At 62.9% G+C, this 21,186-nt stretch carries 13 protein-coding genes; 4 read left to right on the forward strand and 9 right to left on the reverse strand.

What is annotated here, in order from left to right; all coding sequences use genetic code 11:
• Nucleotides 1-57: 57 nt before the first annotated feature.
• From hemL to Q8R10_RS02490, 4 genes are all read right to left on the reverse strand, one after another.
• Nucleotides 58-1,338, reverse strand: a complete 1,281-nt coding sequence (gene hemL / locus Q8R10_RS02475; protein WP_305650684.1) for a glutamate-1-semialdehyde 2,1-aminomutase — start codon at nt 1,336-1,338, stop codon at nt 58-60.
• 27 nt (nt 1,339-1,365) lie between these two features.
• Entirely contained in the window at nt 1,366-2,001 is a 636-nt protein-coding gene (thiE, locus tag Q8R10_RS02480) for a thiamine phosphate synthase (protein WP_305650686.1), read from the reverse strand.
• Complete coding sequence (locus tag Q8R10_RS02485; protein WP_305650688.1) at nt 2,001-2,807, reverse strand: PfkB family carbohydrate kinase; 807 nt, start codon at nt 2,805-2,807, stop codon at nt 2,001-2,003. The genes thiE and Q8R10_RS02485 overlap by 1 nt, the downstream gene beginning before the upstream one ends.
• Nucleotides 2,808-2,889: 82 nt before the next feature.
• A complete protein-coding gene (locus tag Q8R10_RS02490) occupies nt 2,890-4,149 on the reverse strand; it encodes an OmpP1/FadL family transporter (protein ID WP_305650690.1) in 1,260 nt (419 codons plus the stop codon).
• A gap of 461 nt (nt 4,150-4,610) precedes the next feature.
• Between Q8R10_RS02490 and Q8R10_RS02495 the strand changes: the two genes are divergently transcribed.
• From Q8R10_RS02495 to Q8R10_RS02505, 3 genes are all read left to right on the forward strand, one after another.
• A complete protein-coding gene (locus Q8R10_RS02495) occupies nt 4,611-7,010 on the forward strand; it encodes a hybrid sensor histidine kinase/response regulator (protein WP_305650692.1) in 2,400 nt (799 codons plus the stop codon).
• A gap of 29 nt (nt 7,011-7,039) precedes the next feature.
• Entirely contained in the window at nt 7,040-9,475 is a 2,436-nt protein-coding gene (locus Q8R10_RS02500) for a hybrid sensor histidine kinase/response regulator (RefSeq protein WP_305650824.1), read from the forward strand.
• A gap of 286 nt (nt 9,476-9,761) precedes the next feature.
• Nucleotides 9,762-11,411, forward strand: a complete 1,650-nt coding sequence (locus Q8R10_RS02505; protein ID WP_305650694.1) for an acyl-CoA dehydrogenase family protein — start codon at nt 9,762-9,764, stop codon at nt 11,409-11,411.
• A gap of 150 nt (nt 11,412-11,561) precedes the next feature.
• On the opposite strand, the gene Q8R10_RS02510 is transcribed toward Q8R10_RS02505, so the two are convergent.
• From Q8R10_RS02510 to Q8R10_RS02525, 4 genes are all read right to left on the reverse strand, one after another.
• Nucleotides 11,562-14,693, reverse strand: a complete 3,132-nt coding sequence (locus tag Q8R10_RS02510) for an efflux RND transporter permease subunit (RefSeq protein WP_305650696.1) — start codon at nt 14,691-14,693, stop codon at nt 11,562-11,564.
• Entirely contained in the window at nt 14,690-16,057 is a 1,368-nt protein-coding gene (locus tag Q8R10_RS02515) for an efflux RND transporter periplasmic adaptor subunit (RefSeq protein ID WP_305650698.1), read from the reverse strand. The genes Q8R10_RS02510 and Q8R10_RS02515 overlap by 4 nt, the downstream gene beginning before the upstream one ends.
• Complete coding sequence (locus tag Q8R10_RS02520; protein WP_305650700.1) at nt 16,054-17,346, reverse strand: TolC family protein; 1,293 nt, start codon at nt 17,344-17,346, stop codon at nt 16,054-16,056. Before Q8R10_RS02520 ends, Q8R10_RS02515 begins: the two co-directional genes overlap by 4 nt.
• Nucleotides 17,347-17,448: 102 nt before the next feature.
• The gene (locus Q8R10_RS02525) at nt 17,449-17,790 is read right to left on the reverse strand and encodes a hypothetical protein (RefSeq protein ID WP_305650702.1); all 342 of its coding nucleotides are present in this window, start codon (nt 17,788-17,790) and stop codon (nt 17,449-17,451) included.
• Between the two features lie 208 nt (nt 17,791-17,998).
• Here Q8R10_RS02525 and amn point away from each other — a divergent pair, with 208 nt between their 5' ends.
• A complete protein-coding gene (amn, locus tag Q8R10_RS02530) occupies nt 17,999-19,471 on the forward strand; it encodes an AMP nucleosidase (RefSeq protein ID WP_305650704.1) in 1,473 nt (490 codons plus the stop codon).
• A 161-nt stretch (nt 19,472-19,632) separates the two neighbouring features.
• Here amn and Q8R10_RS02535 read toward each other — a convergent pair whose 3' ends face one another.
• Nucleotides 19,633-20,946: an NAD(P)/FAD-dependent oxidoreductase gene (locus tag Q8R10_RS02535; RefSeq protein WP_305650706.1), complete on the reverse strand. Its 1,314-nt coding sequence runs from the start codon at nt 20,944-20,946 to the stop codon at nt 19,633-19,635.
• Nucleotides 20,947-21,186 lie beyond the last annotated feature (240 nt).

Genomic DNA, 21,186 nt, shown 5'->3' on the forward strand with positions numbered 1-21,186 from the left:
GTTGAGCACTCCCCGCTCAACCCCACTCCCTACTTCCCACTCCCCACTTCCCACTTCCTACAAACTGGCAAAGGCCCGTTCGGCGGCATCCAGAGTCAGTTGCAGCTCGGTTTCGCCGTGCACGATGGAGGTGAAGCCGGCTTCGAAGGCGCTCGGCGCCAGGTACACACCGCCTTCCAGCATCAGATGGAAGAAGCGCTTGAAGCGCTCGGCGTCGCTGGTCATTACCTCTTCGAAGCTGGCAATGCTGTTAAGCGGACTGAAATACAGGCCAAACATGCCACCCGCCTGGGTGGTGACGAAGGGGATGCCGGCAGCTTCGGCGCGTTGCTTGAGGCCGGCCAGCAGGCGGCTGGTGTAATCGGTCAGCTCGGCATGAAAGCCCGGGCGACTGATCAGTTTGAGGGTGGTCAGGCCGGCGGCCATGGCCAGCGGGTTGCCCGACAAGGTGCCGGCTTGATAGACCGGGCCGAGTGGGGCGATCTGCTGCATGATCTCGCGCTTGCCGCCGAAGCAGCCGACCGGCATGCCGCCGCCGATAATTTTGCCGAAGGTCGACAGGTCCGGCGTCACGCCATAGAGGGCCTGGGCGCCGCCGAGGGCGACGCGAAAGCCGGTCATCACCTCGTCAAAAATCAGCACTATGCCGTGCTGGTCGCAGAGTGCGCGCAGGCCTTCGAGAAAGCCCGGCGCGGGCGGCACGCAGTTCATGTTGCCGGCCACGGGCTCGACGATGATGCAGGCGACGGTGGAGCCCGCTTCGGCCAGCAGGCGTTCTACGGCGTCGAGGTCGTTGAAGGCGCTGGTCAGGGTGTGTTTGGCAAAGTCGGCGGGAACCCCGGCGGAGCTGGGTACGCCCTGGGTCAGCAGGCCGGAGCCGGCTTTTACCAGCAGGCTGTCGGAATGCCCGTGGTAGCAGCCTTCGAATTTCAAAATATTGTCGCGGCCGGTAAAACCACGGGCCAGGCGGATGGCGCTCATGGTGGCTTCGGTGCCGGAGCTGACCATGCGCACCATCTCCATCGACGGCACCAGGGCGCAGACCAGGTCGGCCATTTCTACTTCCAGCGCAGTTGGCGCGCCAAACGACAGGCCGTGTTCGAGTTGCGCGCGCACGGCGCCGAGCACTTCGGGATGGCTGTGGCCGAGGATCATTGGGCCCCAGGAGCCGACGTAGTCGACGTAGCGTTTGTCGTCTTCATCGGTGATGTAGGCGCCCAGGGCGCTCTTGATAAACAGCGGCGTGCCGCCGACGCTTTTGAAAGCGCGCACCGGCGAGTTAACGCCGCCGGGGATATGTTGTTGGGCGTTGGCAAATAGGGTTTCGGAGCGGGACATGGGTGGCCTCATCGTCTGGGCAAAGTATTAATTGGTAAACAACTCGCTGAAGGCGCGGGCGCGGCGTTCTACGGCGCTGGCATCTTCAGCGGCAAACAGGTCGTTAATCACCGCGAGCAAGTTGGCGCCGTTGGCTATCAATGCCGGTGCGCGCGCAAGCGTTATGCCGCCAATCGCGGCCAGTGGCAGGGCGAAGCGGTTGCGGGCTTGCTCTAGCAGCTCAAGGGTCGCGGTCGGCACGCCGGGCTTGGTTTGCGAGTTAAAGAAGCGGCCGAAGGCCAGGTAGCTGGCGCCATTGGCGGCGGCCGCAGCAGCCAGTTCCAGCTGGGCGTGGCAGGTGGCGCCAATAATTGCCTGCGGGCCCAGGCGCTGACGTGCGGCCAGTAGCGAACCGTCGCCTTGCCCTAGGTGCAGGCCAACGCCCAGGCGTGCGGCCAGCTCCAGGTCATCGTTAATGATCAGGCTGGCGTCGTAGCGGGCACAAAGTTCTTGCAGGGCTTGGGCGTCGTGCAGGCGTCGGGCGGTGTCGCTGGATTTGTCGCGGTATTGCAGCAGTTGTGCGCCGCCTTTGAGCGCCGCTTCGACATAGGGCAGCAGCTTGCCGTCGGCCAGCAATTGGCTGTCGGTAATGGCATATAGGCCGCGCAGTAAACCAGTGCTCATCAAAACAACTCCAGCGGTAAGCGGCGTGGCAGGTATTGGCCGTGGCCGGGTTGTTCGGCGTCGCGCAGGGTGCGCCAGCAGTAATCCAGCGCCGTGCGCACGGCGCTGACCAGTCCTTCGCCCTGAGCCAGGCGGCCGGCCAGGGCGCTGGCCATTGTGCAGCCGGAGCCGTGATAACTGCCGGGCAGGCGCACGCAGGTGAAGTCGTGCTGGCTGCCATCTTGGCAGTACAGGCGATTGTGGATGTCGCACTCATCGCCATGGCCGCCGGTGATCAGCAGGTGTTGGCAGTAAGCTCGCAACAGAGCTGCGCATTCGTCCGCGCTGCCCTCCGGCAGACCGGCCAGAATGCGCGCCTCAGGCAGATTGGGGGTGGCGATGGTCGCCAGCGGCAGCAGCCGTTCGCGCATGGCGCCGGCTACATCGTCACCGCCCAGGGTGCCGCCACCACCGGCGCGCAGCACCGGATCGCAGACCACCGGTAAATCTGGCTGTTGCTCGCGCAGTTGTTGAATGATTTGCCGGGCGGTTTCGACCATCTCGGTCGAGCCGAGCATGCCCAGTTTGATCGCCGCAATCGGCAGGTCGGCGATCACCGCATGGGCTTGGGCTAGCACCCAGTCGCGGTCGAGCACGCGAAAGGCGCTGACGTTGCGGGTGTCTTGCACCGTTAAGGCGGTGACCGTCGGCGCGGCATGGCAGCCTTGGGCGAGCAGGGCTTCGATATCGGCTTGCAGGCCGGCACCGCCGCTGGGGTCGTGGCCGGACAAGCAGAGAACAACTGGGCGTGAAGAGGGCATATTCATGGCGCGCGAGCTTATCACTTAGCGTCTTTGCCGCCTATTGAGGTCGAGTCGCAATCGACCTCAATAGGCGGCAAGCAAAGTGTTAGAAGCGCCAGGTCGCCTGGCCGGCGAGGGAGTGGGCGGCGTTATTGAAGTCGGCCTGGTAGCGGCCTTTGCCGGCTTCACTGTTGTTGACGCTGACTTCTTCCTCTTGCAGGTATACATAGGCCAGGTCGAGGGTCAGGTTGTCGGTTGGGCTGTAGCCGGCGCCCAGGGCGAACACGTATCTGTCGCCGCTGGGAATGCGTGGCGAGCGGTCGGTGTTGTTGCTGGGCGTGGGGTCGAAGGCCAAGCCGCTGCGCAGCACCCATTGGTTGTTGAGTTGATAGGACAGGCCGGCGGCGTAGCTGCGGGTGTCGTGCCAGTTTTGCTCTTCGACGACTTCCTGGAAGATCGGCGAGCCATTGCCTGGCGATTTGATCACCACCTCCTGGAAGCGGCTCCAGCGCGTCCAGGTGTAGCCGGCGTAACCGGTCCACTGCGAGTCGAATTGGTGGGTCACCGACAGCTCGAAGGTTTCCGGGGTGGTCAGTTCGAGTGAGCCGTCGTATTTGCCGGCCGGGACTATGCCGTTGGCGATGTCGGTGTTTTTCACGTCGCCCTCCAGCGTGTAATCCACTTTTGAGCGGTAGCTCAGGCCCAGGCGGGTGCTGTCGGTGGCTTGAAACATCACGCCGAGGTTGTAGCCGTAACCCCAGTCGTCGCCGCTGACTTTGTACTCGCCGTCGCGAAACACTGCAGGCGCTGGGTTGACCGCGCTGGAAAGCGTGCCTTCGGCGTGGTTGGCGCTGATGCCGGCACCGAACGACCACTGCTCGTTAAGTTTGTAACTCAGGGTTGGCTGGATCGAGACCACGCTCAGATCGCTGTCTTTGGCGAAGCGCCGGCCCTCAAAGTTGTTTTCGTATTCGGTGGCTAGGCCGAAGGGGGCGTACACGCCGATACCGAAGTGCCAGTTGTCATCCAGGGGTTTGACGTAATAGCCAAAGGGGATGGCGGTGAGCGGCACCATGTCGCCGTGGTTACTGCCGTTGAAGTTCGATGAGGCGTTGCTGATATCGCTGCTGGCGCTGATCAGTGCCATGCCGCCGGACACCTGCTCGCCCAGATAGCTCATGCCGGCCGGGTTGCCGTATACCGTTGAGGCGTCCAGGGCGCTGGATGAGCGGCCGGAAAAAGCGGTGCCCATGGCGCTGGCGCTTTGCTCGTTAAGGGCAAAGCCGCCGGCAAAGGCTGGGCTGCTGAGCAGGGCAAAAACTGCAGAAATGCTTAGGCGAGTGGTGATGCAGGCTGGCTTGGTCAAGGCGCTGTCCGTTGTTTTTAATGGACGTGCAAGCCTAATAAGATCGAGACGGATGTCTAGCTATAATGATTTTTCGGGCGGTTTTTGCCGAGGTTTTATTGATTTAATTCCGGCTAATGTCGTCTAATTTCTTTAAATTCCGACAAATTTCTGTAATTGCTGGATATGCATCCTGAAACATTTTACTGGCCGATTGGTCAGCTAGCGGCTCGACTAAAAGTTTTTTTAGCGCGGCTAGCGACCGCCTCAGGCGGTTTTTTGCCGGCCTGCGGCTGTCTCTGACGGGCAATTTAAATGGCCGTTGTGGTTGCGTTCGATTGTCGCTATCGACAGTATTGGCGGGCCTTGGCGCCCAGTCGGAGGCTGCTAGGCTCAGGGTCTTTTGGATTAATTTATGTTGCGTTGCAGCAATCATTCGGGCGCGGTCCTGGTGAATGCTGGCAATGTTGTGAGTGGGTTTGATGCGTTATTTTTTGTTCTTACTGTTAAGCCTGTCGCCGGTGTTTGCCGGCGCTGTTGATTTTGATGAACACACCCGGCAGCTGCCGCTCGGGCAGCAGATGGCGGTGTTTGAAGACGTGCGCGGCGACGTCAGTATCGAGGATGTCAGCTCGCCAGCGCTGGCCGAGGCTTTTCATCGTCATCAAAAGCCGGTGCTGAATGCCGGCTATTCGCGCTCGGTGTACTGGCTGCAACTGGACCTGAATTACCGCCCGCAAACCCGCAGCGGTCAGCAACCCTGGCTGCTTGAAGTGGCCTATCCGCCGCTCGATCAAATCGAGTTATACCTGCCCAATGGGCGCGGCGGTTTTCAGTTGGCCCAGCGCACTGGCGACTCGCTGCCGTTTGCCAGTCGGCAGATCGCGCAAAACAATTATCTGTTCGAGCTCAACCTGCAACCCAATCAGCCGCAGCGCCTGTATTTGCGGGTGCAAAGTCAGGGCTCGGTGATAGTGCCGTTGACGTTGTGGTCGCCCACCGCCTATTTGGAGGAGTTGCCGGCGCGCATCTATGTGCTCGGTATCATCTACGGCGTGCTGTTGGTGATGCTGATCTACAACCTGTTTATCTTTCTCAGCGTGCGCGACAGCAGTTACTTCTATTACATCGTCTATATCGCCGCCTTTGGGCTTTATCAGGTCTCGGTGAATGGCGCCGGCATCGAGTATTTCTGGCCCAATAGCCCCTGGTGGGCGAATGCCGCGACACCGTTTTTAATTGGCTTGGCGGCCCTGTCTGGTTGCCAGTTCGCCCGCAGTTTCTTGCACACCCGCGAGCACAGTCCTTGGGTTGATCGGCTGTTGTTGCTGTTGATGGCGACCGGCCTGCTGGTGATGCTGCTGGCCTTGTTTGCCAGCTACGCCCTGGCCCTGCGTTTGGCCACCGGCTTGGCGCTGCTGTTCGTGGTGGTGATCTTGCTGGCCGGCGTGCTCGCCTGGCGGCGCGGCTTGCGGGTGGCGCGTTACTTTATCTTCGCCTGGAGCGCGTTTTTGCTCGGTGGCCTGGTCAATACTCTGATGGTGCTGGGCTTGCTGCCCAACTCGTTTTTGACCATGTACGCCAGCCAGATCGGCTCGGCGCTGGAGGTCGGCTTGTTGTCGCTGGCCCTGGCCGACCGCATCAATGTGATGAAGGAGGAGCGCGCCGGCTTGCTGCAGCAAAATGCCCGCGAGCTGGCGCAGCTCAACCGCGAGCTGGCCAACAGCAACCGGCTCAAAGATGAGTTTTTGGCCACGGTCACCCACGAGCTGCGCACGCCGATGAATGGGGTGATCGGCTCCCTTGAGCTGATGCAAACGCTGCCGCTGGACATTGAACTGGCGCAATACCAGAAGACCGCCGCCAGCTCGGCGCGCGACATGATGCGCATGGTTAACGATATTTTGGCCTTGACCGAGTTGCAGGCCGGCAAGCTGTACGCACAAAACAGCATGTTCAGCTTGCGCGCCTGGCTGAACAGCTTGCGGGTCAGGTACGCCCCGCAGGCCGAAGAAAAAGACTTGAACCTGCGCCTGGAACTGGATGAAAAACTCCCCGATACCCTGCAGGGCGATGCCGGCAAACTGAGCCAGTGCGTCGGTTATTTGCTCGATAACGCCCTCAAGTTCACCGCTGCCGGCAGCGTCACGCTGCGAATCAAGCGGCGGCCGAGCAAAAACGGCGTATTGGGGCTGCATATCGAGGTGCAAGACAGCGGCATCGGTTTCAATCCGGCGACGGCGGCGCCCCTGTATCAGCGCTTCCAGCAGCTCGATAGCTCGCTAACCCGTGAGTACAGTGGGCTGGGAGTGGGCTTGGCAATTTGTCGGCAGCTGATCGAGTTGCTCGGTGGTAGCCTCAGCCATCAGTCGCAGCCGGGGCAGGGCAGTTGCTTCTTGCTCACGGTGGAATTTGATTTGCTCACCCAGTCGCGCTCGTCTGTCGCGCCAGTGCCGCGCACGCCGGGGCCGCAAGTGCGTCAGCCGGCCGAGTGCAAGGTGCTGATCGTCGAAGACAACGCGATCAATCAGCTGGTCTTGCGCGGTATGTTGCTCAAGCTCGGCTATCAGGTGCGCTGCGCCGACAACGGTGCCGCCGCATTGGATCTGCTGCGTGGTGAGGCGGTCGATGCGGTGCTGCTCGACTGCCAGATGCCGGTCATGGATGGCTTTGCCACCTGCCGCGCCTTGCGCTTGTTGCCCGATTGCAGCGAGCTGCCGGTGCTGGCGGTCACCGCCCATAGCCATAGCGGTGATCGTGAACGCTGCCTGGCCGCCGGCATGAGTGATTACCTGACCAAACCGCTGAAGTTCGACACCCTGCAAGTGGTGTTGCACGACTGGCTGCTGTGCCAGGCCCCCTTGCCTCAGGCCACGACATGAACGGCGTGGCGCGGCTGCTTGGCCGGCGCTTGAATGCTTGGCTGTTGTTGTTGCTGCTGGGGCTGCCATCGTTGGCGGCGGCGGTTAGTTTTGATGAGTACACGCGCAAGCTGCCGCTGGGCTCTGAACTGCAGTTTTTTGAGGATGTTCGTGGCAGCGCGACCATTGCCGATGTCAGCTCGGCGGCGCTTGACGACAGTTTTCGCCAGTCAAAAGCCGCGGTGCTGAATGCCGGCTACACCCGTTCGGCCTACTGGCTGCGGGTTGATTTTGACTATCAGCCGCAGCAGGCCCAGGGGCAGAAATCCTGGCTGCTCGATTTGGCCTACCCGCCGCTCGATCATGTCGATCTCTACGTCCCTGACGGCCAGGGCGGTTATCAACTGGCCAGTCGCAGCGGAGATTTCTGGCCATTTAGCCAGCGACAAATCAAGCAGAGCAGTTTTTTGTTTGATTTGTCGCTGCAGCCGGCGCAACCGCTGCGGGTCTATATGCGAGTGCAAACCGCCGGCTCGCTGCAGACTCCCCTGACCCTGTGGGCGCCCACCGCCTACCTGGAAGACCTCACGGGGCACACCTATTTGCTCGGCATCATCTATGGCGTGATGCTGGTGATGTTGCTCTACAACCTGTTTATTTACCTCAGCGTGCGCGACGCCAGCTACCTCTATTACATCTTCTATATCGCCGCGATTGGCCTCTATCAGGCCACCTCCAATGGTGTTGCCGCACAGTATCTGTGGCCCGATAGTCCGGGCATCGCCAACGCCGCGCCGCCGTTTTTGCTCGGTGCCACGGCGCTCTGTGGTTCGCAGTTTGTGCGCAGCTTTCTGCATACGCGGGCCTTCAGTCGCGGCCTCGATCTGGCGTTAAAGCTGGTGATGTTTTGCGGTTTTAGCCTGATCCTGCTGACCCTCAGTATCGGCTACGCCACGCCGCTGAAGTTGGCGCCGTATGTGGCCTTGCCCTTTTTGCTGGTGTGCTTGACCGCCGGGGTGAGTGCCTGGCGTCGCGGGCTACGAGTGGCACGCTATTTTTTGCTGGCCTGGAGTGCGTTTTTAATTGGCGGTTTGATCTACACCCTGATGGTGCTGGGCTACTTGCCGAATATGTTTCTCACTCTGTATGCCAGCCAAATTGGCGCGGCCATGGAGGTGGCGCTGTTGTCGCTGGCCCTGGCCGACCGGATCAACGTGATGAAGGAGGAGCGCGGGCAGATTCTGCAAGAGTCCAGCCGCAAACTGGAGGGCCTGAACCGACAACTGGCGGTCAGCAATCAGCTCAAGGACGAGTTTTTGGCCACTGTCTCCCATGAGCTGCGCACCCCCATGAACGGGGTAATCGGCTCGCTGGAGTTGATGCAAACCCTAGAAATGAGTACGGAGCTGGCGCAGTACCAAAGCATCGCCGCCACCTCGGCGCGTGACATGCTGCAGATGGTCAGCGACATGCTGATGCTCACCGAGTTGCAAGCCGGCCGGCAGTATTGCGGTCATGCGCCGTTCAGCTTGCGCGGTTTGATCGAACACCAGCGCACCCAGTTTGCCGCCCGCGCGGCGGCCAAGGGCCTGACCTTTAAGGTTGAACTCAATCACCGGTTGCCCGATACCCTGGAGGGCGACGCCAGCAAACTGGGTCAGTGCATCAGTTATCTGCTGGATAACGCGATCAAATTTACCCGCGAGGGTGGCGTTAGCCTGCAGGTCGAGGCGCTGCAGCGCAGCGACTCGGGCCTGCAGCTGGAGATTCAAGTCAGCGACAGCGGCGAGGGTTTTGACACCCCGCCCGACGGCAAGCTGTACCAGCAATTCCTGCAACTGGATGGCTCGCTAACCCGTGAGCATGGCGGCTTGGGCATCGGCTTGGCGATTTGCCGGCAACTGATCGAGTTGCTCGGCGGCACCTTGACGCACCAGTCGACCCCCGGCCGTGGCAGTCAGTTTCAGTTGCGACTGCCGCTGGGTTTGCCCGGCAGTCAGCCGAGTGTCGCCAGTCTCAGCGTATTGCCGCAAGCGCTGCGCCCGCAGGGTCTGGCGTTGCGTACACCGGCAGAGTGCCGGGTGTTGTTGGTGGAAAACCAATTGATCGACCAGCTGTTGCTGCGCGGCATGCTGCTCAAGCTCGGCTATCAGGTGCGCTGCGCCGAAAATGGCGCGGCGGCCCTCGAGTCATTGCGCAAAAGTCCAACCGATGCGCTGCTGATCGATTGCCAGATGCCCCAGGCCGATGCGTTTGCCATCTGCCGGGCGCTGCGTAAATTGCCTGGTTGCGTGACCTTGCCGGTATTGGCAATCAGCCAGAATGCCCAAGGCGGCGAGCGCGAACGCTGCATCGCGGCGGGCATGAGCGAGGTGCTGAGCAAGCCGGTGAAGTTCGACGCCTTGCAAGACTGCCTGCACGACTGGTTGCTGTGTCGCCCGGCGGCACTGCCCGAGCCGCCCGAGCCGCCCGTCACGCCGGCTTAAAACATGGCTCTGTACCAGTTACCTGTTGGATGTCACACACTTCGTAGGAGGGGCTTTAGCCGCGACCAAAGCCATCGCGGCTAAAGCCCCTTCTACAAAAGCTGTAGCCTGCGCAACGCATAACTGGGACATAGCCTAAATCATCGTCCTGGGAGCCTAAAGAGGCGGCTCTTTAGGCACTTATGGCGCTTTTCGTTGCCGCGCAATCCGGTTTCACTGGTTTAACTACTAGGTCAGTACTCAGTGTTGGGGGGCTGGCCAGATTTAATCCTTTGCCGAGGTCGCCATGAGTCTGCAGCCGTTTGCCGAAACCCATGAAGTGTTCAATCAGGTGCCATCGTTGGACGGCGCCAATCTCTACCGTATCGACCTGCCGTTGCAGGAGTGGACTAAGCGCTTCGGCGGTGGCTGGGCCGAACAGCGCCTGGATGCCTATGGCGCCTTGGCCGGTGGCCCGCTGATGGCGGCCGGGTTTCTCGCCAACGAGAACAAGCCGGTATTCAAAAGCCACGACCGTTACGGCAACCGGATCGATCTGGTGGAGTTCCACCCGGCCTATCACCAGCTGATGAGCCGCGCCATCGAACATGGTATTCCGTCTCTGCCCTGGACCGACCCGCGCGATGGCGCCCAGGTGGCCCGCGCCGCACTGAATTATCTGCACAACCAGCCGGAGGCCGGCAATGCCTGCCCGCTGACCATGACCTACGCCAGCGTGCCGGCCCTCAAGCTGCAACCCGAGCTGGCTGAAATCTGGCTGCCGAAGATTCTCTCCGGCCAATACGACCCACGCAATCTGCCGATGGAGCAAAAGACCGGGGTCACCATCGGCATGGCCATGACCGAGAAGCAGGGCGGCACCGATGTGCGCGCCAACACCACCAAGGCCCATCCCGTCGGTGCGGGCGGGCCGGGCCAGGCCTATGAGCTGGTGGGGCACAAGTGGTTCTGCTCGGCGCCGATGTGCGATGCGTTTTTGACCCTGGCCTACACCGACAAGGGCCTGACCTGCTTTCTGCTGCCACGGCATAGGCCGGACGGTACGCGCAATGAGTTCTATATCCAGCGGCTGAAAAACAAACTGGGCAACTGGGCCAACGCCTCCAGCGAGGTGGAGTTCCGTGGCGCCCTGGCCTGGATGGTCGGCGAAGAAGGCCGCGGTGTGCCGACCATCATCGAGATGGTATCGCTGACCCGTTTCGACTGCATGATCGGCTCCAGCAGCCTGATGCGCCAAGCCCTGACCCAGGCCACTCACCACTGCGCCCATCGGCAAGTCAGCGGGCGGCGACTCACTGAGCAACCCTTGATGCAAAACGTGCTGGCCGATCTGGCCCTGGAAAGCGAAGCGGCGCTGGCCCTGACCATGCGCCTGGGCCGCGCCCTGGACCACCCGCAGGACGAGCAAGAGCAAAAGTTCACCCGGCTGGTCACGGCGATTGGCAAGTATTGGATCTGCAAGCGCGCGCCGGCGATGATCAACGAGGCCGCCGAATGCATGGGCGGCGCCGGCTATGTCGAGGACAGCATACTGCCGCGCTTGTACCGCGAAGCGCCGGTCAACTCGACCTGGGAAGGCTCGGGCAATGTGCAATGCCTGGATGTGTTGCGCGCCCTGTCGAAAGAACCTGGCGTACTTGAGGTGTTGTTTAACGAGTTGGGCGATGGCCACGGCGATGCACGCCTGCAAGCACAGATTCGCACGCTTAAGCGCGCCTTCGCCGACCAAGACGACATCCAGTACCGCGCCCGCCAATTGACTGAAGACGTAGCCATCGCCCTGCAGGCCAAACTGCTGCTGGAGGCCGGCAACAGCACCGTCAGCGACGGCTTTATCGCCAGCCGTTTGGAGCACGGCGGCCGCGTTTACGGCACCCTTCCGCGTGGCGTCGATGCCGTCGCCTTGTTGGCGCGCAGCAGCCCACAGTTGGCGTAGGGCGGAGAACCGCGCAGCCGTTGCCCACCGGCTTTGTAGGGGGGGGGCTTTAGCCGCGACCAGCGCAGCCGCAGGTGTTGCTCGGCAGCGCAAAAAGCATCGCGGCTAAAGCCTGTCCCACGTATCCATTTCGCCAGGGCCCACGCATTTCTACGGCGTCGCCAGCTGCCGCCGACGCATCAACCAATACGCCGCCGGGATCACCAGCAACGACAGCAGCGGTGCGCTGAGCATGCCGCCGATCATCGGCACGGCGATGCGGCTCATGACTTCGCTGCCGGTGCCGCCGCTCCAGAGGATCGGCAGCAGGCCGGCGATGATTACCGCCACCGTCATGGCCTTGGGCCGTACCCGTTGCACCGCGCCCTCGCGGATGGCGTTGCGCAGTCCGGCGGGCGAGGCGTCGCCGGCATCCTGTTGTGCCGTCCAGGCGTTCTTCAGGTACAGCAGCATGATCACGCCGAACTCGGCGGCCACCCCGGCCAGGGCGATAAAGCCGACCCCGGTGGCCACCGACAGGTTAAAACCCATCAGGTACAGCAACCAGACGCCGCCGGTCAGGGCGAACGGCAGGGTGAGCATGATCAGCAGGGCTTCATCGAAGCGGCCGAAGGTCAGGTACAGCAGCACGAAAATAATCAACAGGGTGGCCGGTATCACCAACTTCAGTCGCGCATTGGCGCGTTCGAGGAACTCGAACTGGCCCGAGTAGCCGAGGCTCATGCCCGGCGCCAGGGTCACGCTGTTATCCACCGCCAAGCGTAAGTCCGCCACCACCGCCGCCAGGTCGCGGCCGCGCACATCGATATAGACCCAGCCAGAGAGCCGCGCATTCTCGCTCTTGAGCATCGCCGGGCCGGTGTTGATCTGCACCTTGGCGAGCATGCCGAGGGTGATCTGCTGGCCCTGGGCGGTGTAGATCGGCAACTGCTCCAAGGCGTTGAGCGAGTCGCGCCATTCCCGTGGGTAGCGCAGGTTGATCGGGTAGCGCGCCAGGCCCTCGACGGTTTCGCCGATGTTTTGCCCACCGATGGCGCTGGCCACTATGGCCTGCACATCGCCGATGTTCATCCCGTAGCGGGCGGCGGCCTGACGGTCGATATCGATGTCGATATAGCGCCCACCCGTGAGCCGCTCGGCCAGCGCCGAACTGACCCCCGGCACGCTCTTGGCGGCTTGCTCGATCTCCTGGGTGACGCGGTCGATTTGCGCCAGATCGCTGCCAGCCACCTTGACCCCGATGGGGCTCTTGATCCCGGTGGCGAGCATGTCGATACGGTTGCGAATCGGTGGAATCCAGATATTGGTCAGCCCCGGCACCTTGACGGTACGGTCCAGCTCCTCGATCAGCTGCTCCGTGGTTAAACCTGCGCGCCATTGGTCTTTGGGCTTGAACTGAATGCTGGTCTCGAACATCTCCAGTGGCGCCGGGTCGGTGGCGGTTTCGGCGCGCCCGGCCTTGCCGAATACATGGGCCACCTCGGGAATACTCTTGATCAAGCGGTCGGTTTGCTGCAACAGCTGCGCGGCTTTCTGCGCCGACAATCCCGGCAGCGCCGAGGGCATATAGAGCAGATCGCCCTCATCCAGCGCCGGCAGAAACTCGCCGCCCAGGCGCGTTAGCGGCCACAGGGTGGTGAGGAACACCAGCAGCGCCAGCAGCAGGCAGCTCTTGGGATAACGCAGCACGGCTTCCAGTGCCGGCCGGTACAGGCGGATCAGCCCACGGTTGAGCGGGTTGCGCAGCTCATCGGGAATCCGCCCGCGAATCCAGTAGCCCATCAGCACCGGTACCAGGGTCACCGACAGCCCGGCAGCGGCGGCCATGGCATAGGTCTTGGTGAACGCCAGCGGGCCGAACAGCCGGCCTTCCTGGGCCTGCAGGGTAAACACCGGAATAAACGACAGGGTGATGATCAGCAGGCTGAAGAACAGCGCCGGGCCGACTTCCACTGCCGCCTCGGTGAGGACCTGCCAGCGTGTCTCGCCCTCCAGCAATTTGTCGGGATGCTGGGCGTGCCAGGCCTCGATGCGCTTGTGGGCGTTTTCGATCATCACCACCGCCGCATCGACCATGGCGCCGATGGCGATGGCGATGCCGCCCAGGGACATGATGTTGGCGTTAATGCCCTGATAACGCATCACCGCGAACGCCAGCAACACTCCCACTGGCAGCGCGACTATGGCCACCAGGGAGGAGCGCAGGTGGCCGAGAAACAGCAGGCAGACCAGCGCCACCACGGCGAATTCCTCAATCAGCTTGTGGCTGAGGTTCTCCACCGCCCGCTCAATCAGCTGGCTGCGGTCGTAGGTGGTGACTATCTCGACGCCCGCCGGCAGGCTCTTCTTCAATTCCTCCAGTTTGCTTTTGACCGCCGCTATGGTTTCCCGGGCGTTCTTACCACTGCGCAGTATCACCACGCCGCCGACGGTCTCACCCTCGCCATCCAGCTCGGCAATCCCTCGGCGCATCTCCGGCCCCAGCTGGATGCTCGCCACATCGCCGAGGCTAATGGGCGTGCCGGCTTCGGTGAGCTTCAGGGGGATGGCGCGAAAGTCGTCGAGGGTTTTTAGATAGCCCGAGGCGCGCACCATAAACTCGGTCTCGGCCAGCTCCAGCACGCCGCCGCCGGTTTCCTGGTTGGCATTGCCAATGGCCTCGATCACTTGCGCCTGGGTGATGCCCAAACTGCTCAGGCGCAGTGGGTCGAGCAGCACCTGGTACTGCTTGACCATGCCGCCGATGCTGGCGACCTCGGCCACGTTGGCCAGGGTTTTCAGTTCGAACTTGAGGAACCAGTCCTGCAGGCTGCGCAGTTGCGCCAGGTCGTGCTGGCCGCTGCGGTCGATCAGGGCATATTGATAGATCCAGCCGACCCCATTGGCATCCGGGCCGAGCGCCGGTTTGGCCGCCGCCGGCAAGCGGCTCTGCACCTGGCTGAGGTATTCGAGCACCCGCGAGCGGGCCCAGTACAGGTCGGTGCCGTCCTCGAACAACACATAGACGAAGCTGTCACCGAAGAACGAATAGCCACGCACGGTCTTGGCCCCCGGCACCGCCAGCATGGTGGTGGCCAGCGGATAGGTGACCTGGTTTTCGACTATCTGCGGAGCCTGGCCGGCGAAGGGCGTGCGGATAATCACCTGCACGTCGGAGAGGTCGGGCAGGGCGTCAATCGGCGTGGTGCGCAGCGACCAAAGCCCCCACGCGAGTACAAACAAGGTGGTCAACAGCACCAGAAAGCGATTGGCCACCGACCAGCGAATGAGTGCGGCGATCATGGCTGGCGCTCCTCTGGTTGAGTGGTTGAGTGGGGAGTGGAAAGTGGGGAGTGGGGAGTGGGGAGTGGCTGAATAGGAAGTGGGGAGTGGGCAGTAGGGAGTGGGGCTGCTGGCAATGGCGTGGCTTGCAGGCCGGTCAGGCTGGCCTCGGAGTCGAGCAAAAACTGCCCGGAGGCGACCACTTGCTGGCCTTCTTGCAAACCGGCGAGTACCGCCACCTGGCCGGCACTTTCGGCGCCCAGTTGCACCTGTACCGGGCGAAAACGTCCGCCGGCCTCGGCCAGCATTACCAGGGCGCGCTTGCCGGTGCGGATCACCGCTTCGCTGGGCAGCAGTAACACCGCTGCGCTGCTCGGCAGGTTGAGCTGCACCTGGGCGCTCATGCCGGGGCGCAAGCGCCCGCTCGGATTGGCCAGTTCGACGCGCACCCGCAGGGTGCGACTCTGGGCATCGGCGGCGGGCAGCACGCTGGCCACGGTGCCGGTCAGCCGCTCACCGGGAAACGCCGGCAGCTGCGCCTCGGCGGCTTGTCCAAGCTGCACGGCGCCGGCCTGGGCTTCCGGCAGCGCCAGCTCCAGCCAGACCGGATCAAGGCCATTGATGCGGGCCAGCGTGGTGCCCGCGGCCAGGGTCATGCCGGAACGTGCATTCAGCTCTGTAATGACTCCGGCAATCGGGCTGCGCAGGATGGTCAGTGGCTGGGCACGGCCGCTGCGCTCAACCTGGGTGATCAAGTCTGCCGGCATACCGAGTAGGCGCAAACGTTGTCGCGCCGCCGCCAGCAGTTCGGGTTCGAGGCTCGGGCGCAGGGCGAGAAACTCGGTCTGCGCGGCGACCCACTCGGGTATTAACAGCTCGGCCAGTGGCGCGCCGGCCACGACTAAATCGCCGGGGGCATGCTGGTAGGTGCGCTCGACGAAACCGCCCGCGCGGGTTTGCAGCAGCGCCACATCGCGCTCATTGAAGGCCAGCACGGCGCTGGCTTGCAGGCTTTGCGCCAGTGGGCCACGGGTGACGGTTGCCAGGCGCATGCCGAGATTTTGCTGAGTGCCCGGTGCAACCTGCATGCTCGGTTCGGCGGCCACGGCGCCGGCCGTGTTAGCGGCCGCTTGCTCGGCGTAGCGCGGCACCAGTTGCATGTCCATAAAGGGCGACTTGCCGGGGGCGGGGAAGTGCTGTTGCGGGTACATCGGGTCGTACCAATAGAGCACTTGGCGCTCGGCTTGGGTTGACGGGCTGCTTGCTGGCGCGCCTGTGGTCGCGGGGATGGCCTGGTTTTGCGCCGCTAACCAGTAGCCGGCCGTGGCGCCGCCGAGCAGCAACAGGGTCATTAGCAGCGGGGTCTGGTAACCGGAGCGGTTCATAGGCGCTGCTCCCCGGCATTCAGCTCGGCCGTATTGGACTCGCCGTAATTAAACTGCAGGCGCGTTGCCGTCAGTGCCCTGAGGCCTTGCAGGTCGAGCTGTTTCAGCTTGGCCTCGACCCGCTCGCGGCGCGCGCCGATTACGCCGGTCAGATCGCTTTTGCCGGCGCGGTAGCTGGCCAGCGTGAGCCGGACTTTTTCCTCGGCCAGGGGCAGCAGGGTCGACTGGCTGCGGCTGACCGCCCGTTCGAGGCGCTGGTACTCGGCCAAGTCCTCCTCCAGCTGTTGCCCGTGCTCGCGCGCCAGGGCCTCGCGCTCGGCCTCCAGTTGATTGACCTGAGCCCGCCTGGCGGCGATCTTCGGGTCTTGCCGCGAACCTGGAAACAGCGGCAGGTCGAAGGTCAGCTGCAGGCTGACCATGTCGCCAAAGTCGCGGCCGCGCTTTTGATAGTCGACTTCCCAGCTCCAGTCGGAGCTTTTCTCGGCCAGGGCCTCGCGTACCTGCGCCTCGGCCTCCAGGGTCTGGGGCCCGTAGGCGGCGAGTTCTGGATGGTGCTGCAAGGCCTGGGAATAATCGCCGCTGGTGATCGCCCAGTGGGGAAGACTCCCGGTCAACGTCTGGCTGGCGTCCGCGCCTATCCAGCGCTTGAGGGCCGCCCGTGCCTGGGCGCTTTGTTGCAGCAACTGGTCGCGCTGTTCGTCCAGTAACGCCGCTTCTTGCAGGGGGGCAAGCACGTCACTGGCTTGGCCGCGGCCGCCGGCCAACTGGGCGCGGACGGCGGCGGCGAACAGGCGGTTCTCGGCGTTAAACGCCTCGAATTGGGCCAGCTTGCGCTGCTGGGTATAGCTGGCAATCCAGGCTTGGGCGGTGGCCAGGCGCACGCGCAGGCGTTCGACCCGCCCCTGGGCCGCAGCGCTGTCGATGGCCGCCTGCGCCGTGGCCACGCGGGCCTGGCGCTTGTCGCTATTGGGCATTTCCTGCATGAGCCCGACCACCTGCATGGTCATAAAGTCGCGCTCCAGGCTCCAGCGATCCTGCCCCTCGGTGGGCAGGTTCTGCACCCCGAGGATCAGTTTCGGGTCGGGCAATTCGCCGGCGGCAATCGCGGCGCTGCTGGCCGCCTCCAGTTTGGCCGCTTGGGCGCTCAGGCTCGGGGCGTTACGCGCCGCCAACTGCAGCGCCTGCTCAAGCGACAGCGACAGCGCCAGCGCCGGGCTCGGCAGGCTGGCGCACAGGCTGGCGGCGGCTGCCAACAGCGGCCAGGCGCAATAGTGTTGCTGGGATTTCATCGGGACTACTCCGCGGCTATACCGCTACAAACTGCGCACAGCCATAGGCGTGCGCGGACGCCATCCGCCAATTAACGGATGGGGTTTAAGTTAGTGCAGGAGTTAGTTACGCGGAGGTCGCCAGACGCCGTTAGGGCTCTTGGTCGGGAGAAATGCGCTGCTGGCCGTGGCCAGCAAGGGGCTGGTCAGCGGCGCTGCTGCCGGCGTGGCCAGCGACACCAGCAACAGGTTGCTGGTCTGACACTGCTGGCCAGTTTTGCAGCTTGGTTTGTCGCTCTGGTTTTGCTTATCGCAGCAGTCTGGGTTTTGCAGCGGATTGGTCATCGTCATGCCGGCGGCTTGCATCGGGCAAGGCATGCGGGGCGCGGCCAAGCCGGCCAGCGCGTTTAACGGCAGCAGCAGACAGAGCAGCAGAGTCAGGCAGCGGCGACTAATGAGGTTCATGCCCAGCAGTCTAGTCCTTGCCGTGGACGCCGGGCAATTAGCTGTCGTGGACATGTTGACGCAGGACGATTAGCCGCTGATCGTACGGCCAGGATTGTCTGATACTTAACGCGCTGGAGGGCGCTGGCGCGGGTTGGTCGAGCGCGCCGCTATCGCTGTCACACAGGCGCAGGCAAGATAAGGCCATAGGTTGGCTGGAGATAGGGTTATGGCAGTTGCAACAGGTGCTTTTGTTCAAGTTCACAGCCCCAATGAGGCGGTGGATCGTTTGGCTGCATTGCACACTCAGGCCTGCACGGCGCTGAGTCAGGCGCTCAAGCGCTATTTGAAAACCCGTGAGCAGCCCAGCGCTGAGCAGTACCGCGAGTTTCGCTACCCGCTGCTGCGGCTGATTTACCAGTGCGTGGGCGAGGTGCCGAGTACTACTCGCGCCTACGCCAAGGTGCAGAACCCCGGCACTTACAGTGTGACCGTGACCTATCCGGAGGCGTTTCGCGGCTACTTGATGGATCAACTCGGGCCGCTGATGGCGGACTTTACCGTGACGGTCGAGGTGGGCCTGAGCGAGCAAAACATTCCCTATCCCTACGTGGTCGAACATGGCGATGAGTTGGCCGGCTCCGGGGTGACGGCGGCCGAATTGGCGCGGGTGTTCCCCAGCACCGACCTGTCGGCGGCCACCGATGGCGTGGCCGATGGTTTGTATGACTGGCAGGACGCCGACCCGATGCCGCTGGCGCTGTTTGACGCGGCGCGGGTCGACTTCTCCCTCAAGCGCCTGCAGCACTACAGTGGCAGCGACTGGCGGCATGTACAGCCGTGGATTCTGCTGACCAACTACCACCGTTACGTGGACCAGTTCATCCTGCATGGCCTGCACCTGCTGCGCGACGACCCGCGCTATGTGCGCATGGTGTTGCCCGGCAATGTGCTGGTCGAGCGTGGCATGGCCGAAGGCGAGATGCAGGCGATCATCGGCGGCGTGGTCTGGCATCGTTACCAGATGCCGGCCTATCACTTGATTGCCGCCGACGGCCATGGCGTGACCCTGGTGAATATCGGCGTCGGCCCCTCCAACGCGAAAAACATCACCGACCATCTGGCGGTGTTGCGCCCCCATTGCTGGCTGATGATTGGTCACTGCGGCGGCCTGCGCCAATCGCAGACCATCGGCGACTATGTGCTGGCCCACGCCTATATGCGCCGCGACGGCATTCTCGACCGGGTGCTGCCGACCAATATCCCCATTCCGGCCCTGGCCGAGGTGCAGCAGGCGTTGCAGGAAGCGGCGGCGCAGGTCACCGGCGAGCGCGGCGAGGCGCTGAAAAAACGTCTGCGCACTGGCACAGTACTGACCTACGACGACCGTAACTGGGAGCTGCGCTGGGCCCAGGAACGGCCGCTGATCAACCTGGCCCGGGCGGTGGCGGTGGACATGGAAAGCGGCACAGTCGCCGCCCAGGGTTATCGTCTGCGGGTGCCCTACGGCACGCTGCTGTGCGTGTCGGACAAACCGCTGCACAGCGAAATCAAACTGCCCGGCGCGGCGGGCGCCTTCTACGAGCGGGCAGTCAGCCAGCACCTGCAGATCGGTCTGGCCGCGCTGGAATTACTGCGCAGCCAGCTCGACACCCTGCACTCGCGCAAGCTGAGGAGCTTCGACGAACCGCCGTTTCGCTGATCGGGGTGGTGGTGAGTGGGTAGTGGGTAGGATGGGTTAGCCGCGTAGCGGCGTAACCCATCAAGCGCGCCCGGTGTCTTGATGGGTATCGCTGCGCTCAACCCATCCTACGTTTTTGACGAGATTGCGCGTTCAATCGAACTCGCCCGCGCCGCCGCTGTTCAGTGCAACTTCAGCCGTGGCCCCAGCACTTTGTTGATCCGGTCGCTGAGCCAGATCAGCCCGGTGCGCAGCGCGCCGTGCAGCGCCAGTTGGTGCATGCGGTACAGCGACAGGTACACCAGGCGCGCCAGCCGGCCCTCGATAAACAGGCTCTTGCCGGCCAGTTTGCCCATCAGACTGCCGACGCTGCTGTAGCGGCTGAAGGAAATCAGCGAGCCATAATCCTGATACAGATAAGGCCGCGCGCTGCCGCCCTGCAAACGCTGGCGCACGCTGAGCGCCAGGGTCGTGGCTTGTTGGTGGGCCGCCTGGGCGCGCGGTGGCACCGGCTTGTCGCTGCCCGGTTGCGGGCAACTGGCGCAGTCGCCGAAGGCGAAGATATTAGCGTCGTCGGGGCAGGACAGGTCCTGGTTGACGATCAGCTGGTTGATTTTATTGGTGGCCAAACCATCCAGCCGAGTCAAAAACTCCGGCGCCTTGATGCCGGCGGCCCAGACCCGAATGTCGGCGGCCAGGTGCTGGCCATCCTTGAGTAACAGACCGTCGGCTTGCACTGCGGCGACCGGCTGACCGAGCGCCAGGCGAATGCCGAGGCGCTCCAGCTCGCGTTGCGCCGCCGCCGACAGACGCTCGGACAAGGCCGGCAAGATGCGCTCGGCCGCCTCGATCAGGGTGATCTCGACATCCTCCGGGTTGATCCGTTGCATGCCGTAAATTGGTAGCAGTTGCGAGGATTGCCGCAGCTCGGCGGCCAGCTCCACCCCGGTGGCGCCGGCGCCAATAATGGCGATGCGCAACTTGCCGTCATGGCTGCCGATGGGGTCGTAGTTGATATGTAAAAAGGCATTCAGCAGCAGCCGATGAAAGCGCCGCGCCTGTTGCAGGCTGTCGAGAAACAGGCAGTGCTGTTGCGCGCCGGGGGTGCCAAAGTCGTTGGCGGTGCTGCCGACGGCGATGACCAGAGTGTCATAGCTAATCGCGCGCTCGGCGACCACTTGCTGGCCTTGCTCATCGACAATCGCCTCCAGCAGCACCTGACGTTGCTCACGCTCCAGGGTGTGCATGCGCCCCAGTTGAAACTCAAAGCCATGCAGGCGCGCATGGGCGCGAAAATTCACCGCGTTGGCCTCGGCGTCCATGGCGCCGGTCGCCACTTCGTGCAGCAACGGTTTCCACACGTGGGTGAGCACGGCATCGATCAAAATAATCTGCGCCAGTTTCTTGCGCCCCAGGCTGTGGCCCAAACGGGTGGCCAGCTCTAAACCACCGGCGCCACCGCCGACTATCACTATGCGTTGCAGTTGTTCGCTCATCTCGGCGTTCCTTAAATATCGACAGCCAAACCCGCGCTAAAACTACTGCGCTCGGTTATGCGGCGTTGAAAACAGGCTCGGACTGCTCATTTACAACGCGTAAACTCCGCGTCCTCGCCTGTTTTCGCCTTGCCTAACCTTCGCTCGCTACGTTTTCACATGGCCTGCACGGGCTTGGCTGTCCAATACTCGATGATTTATTCAGGTGCTATTTGCCGGTGGAAACGCCGGGGGCGTTCA

The sequence above is a fragment of the Pseudomonas sp. genome (genome assembly GCF_030698175.1).
In the GTDB taxonomy this organism is placed as follows: domain Bacteria; phylum Pseudomonadota; class Gammaproteobacteria; order Pseudomonadales; family Pseudomonadaceae; genus Aquipseudomonas.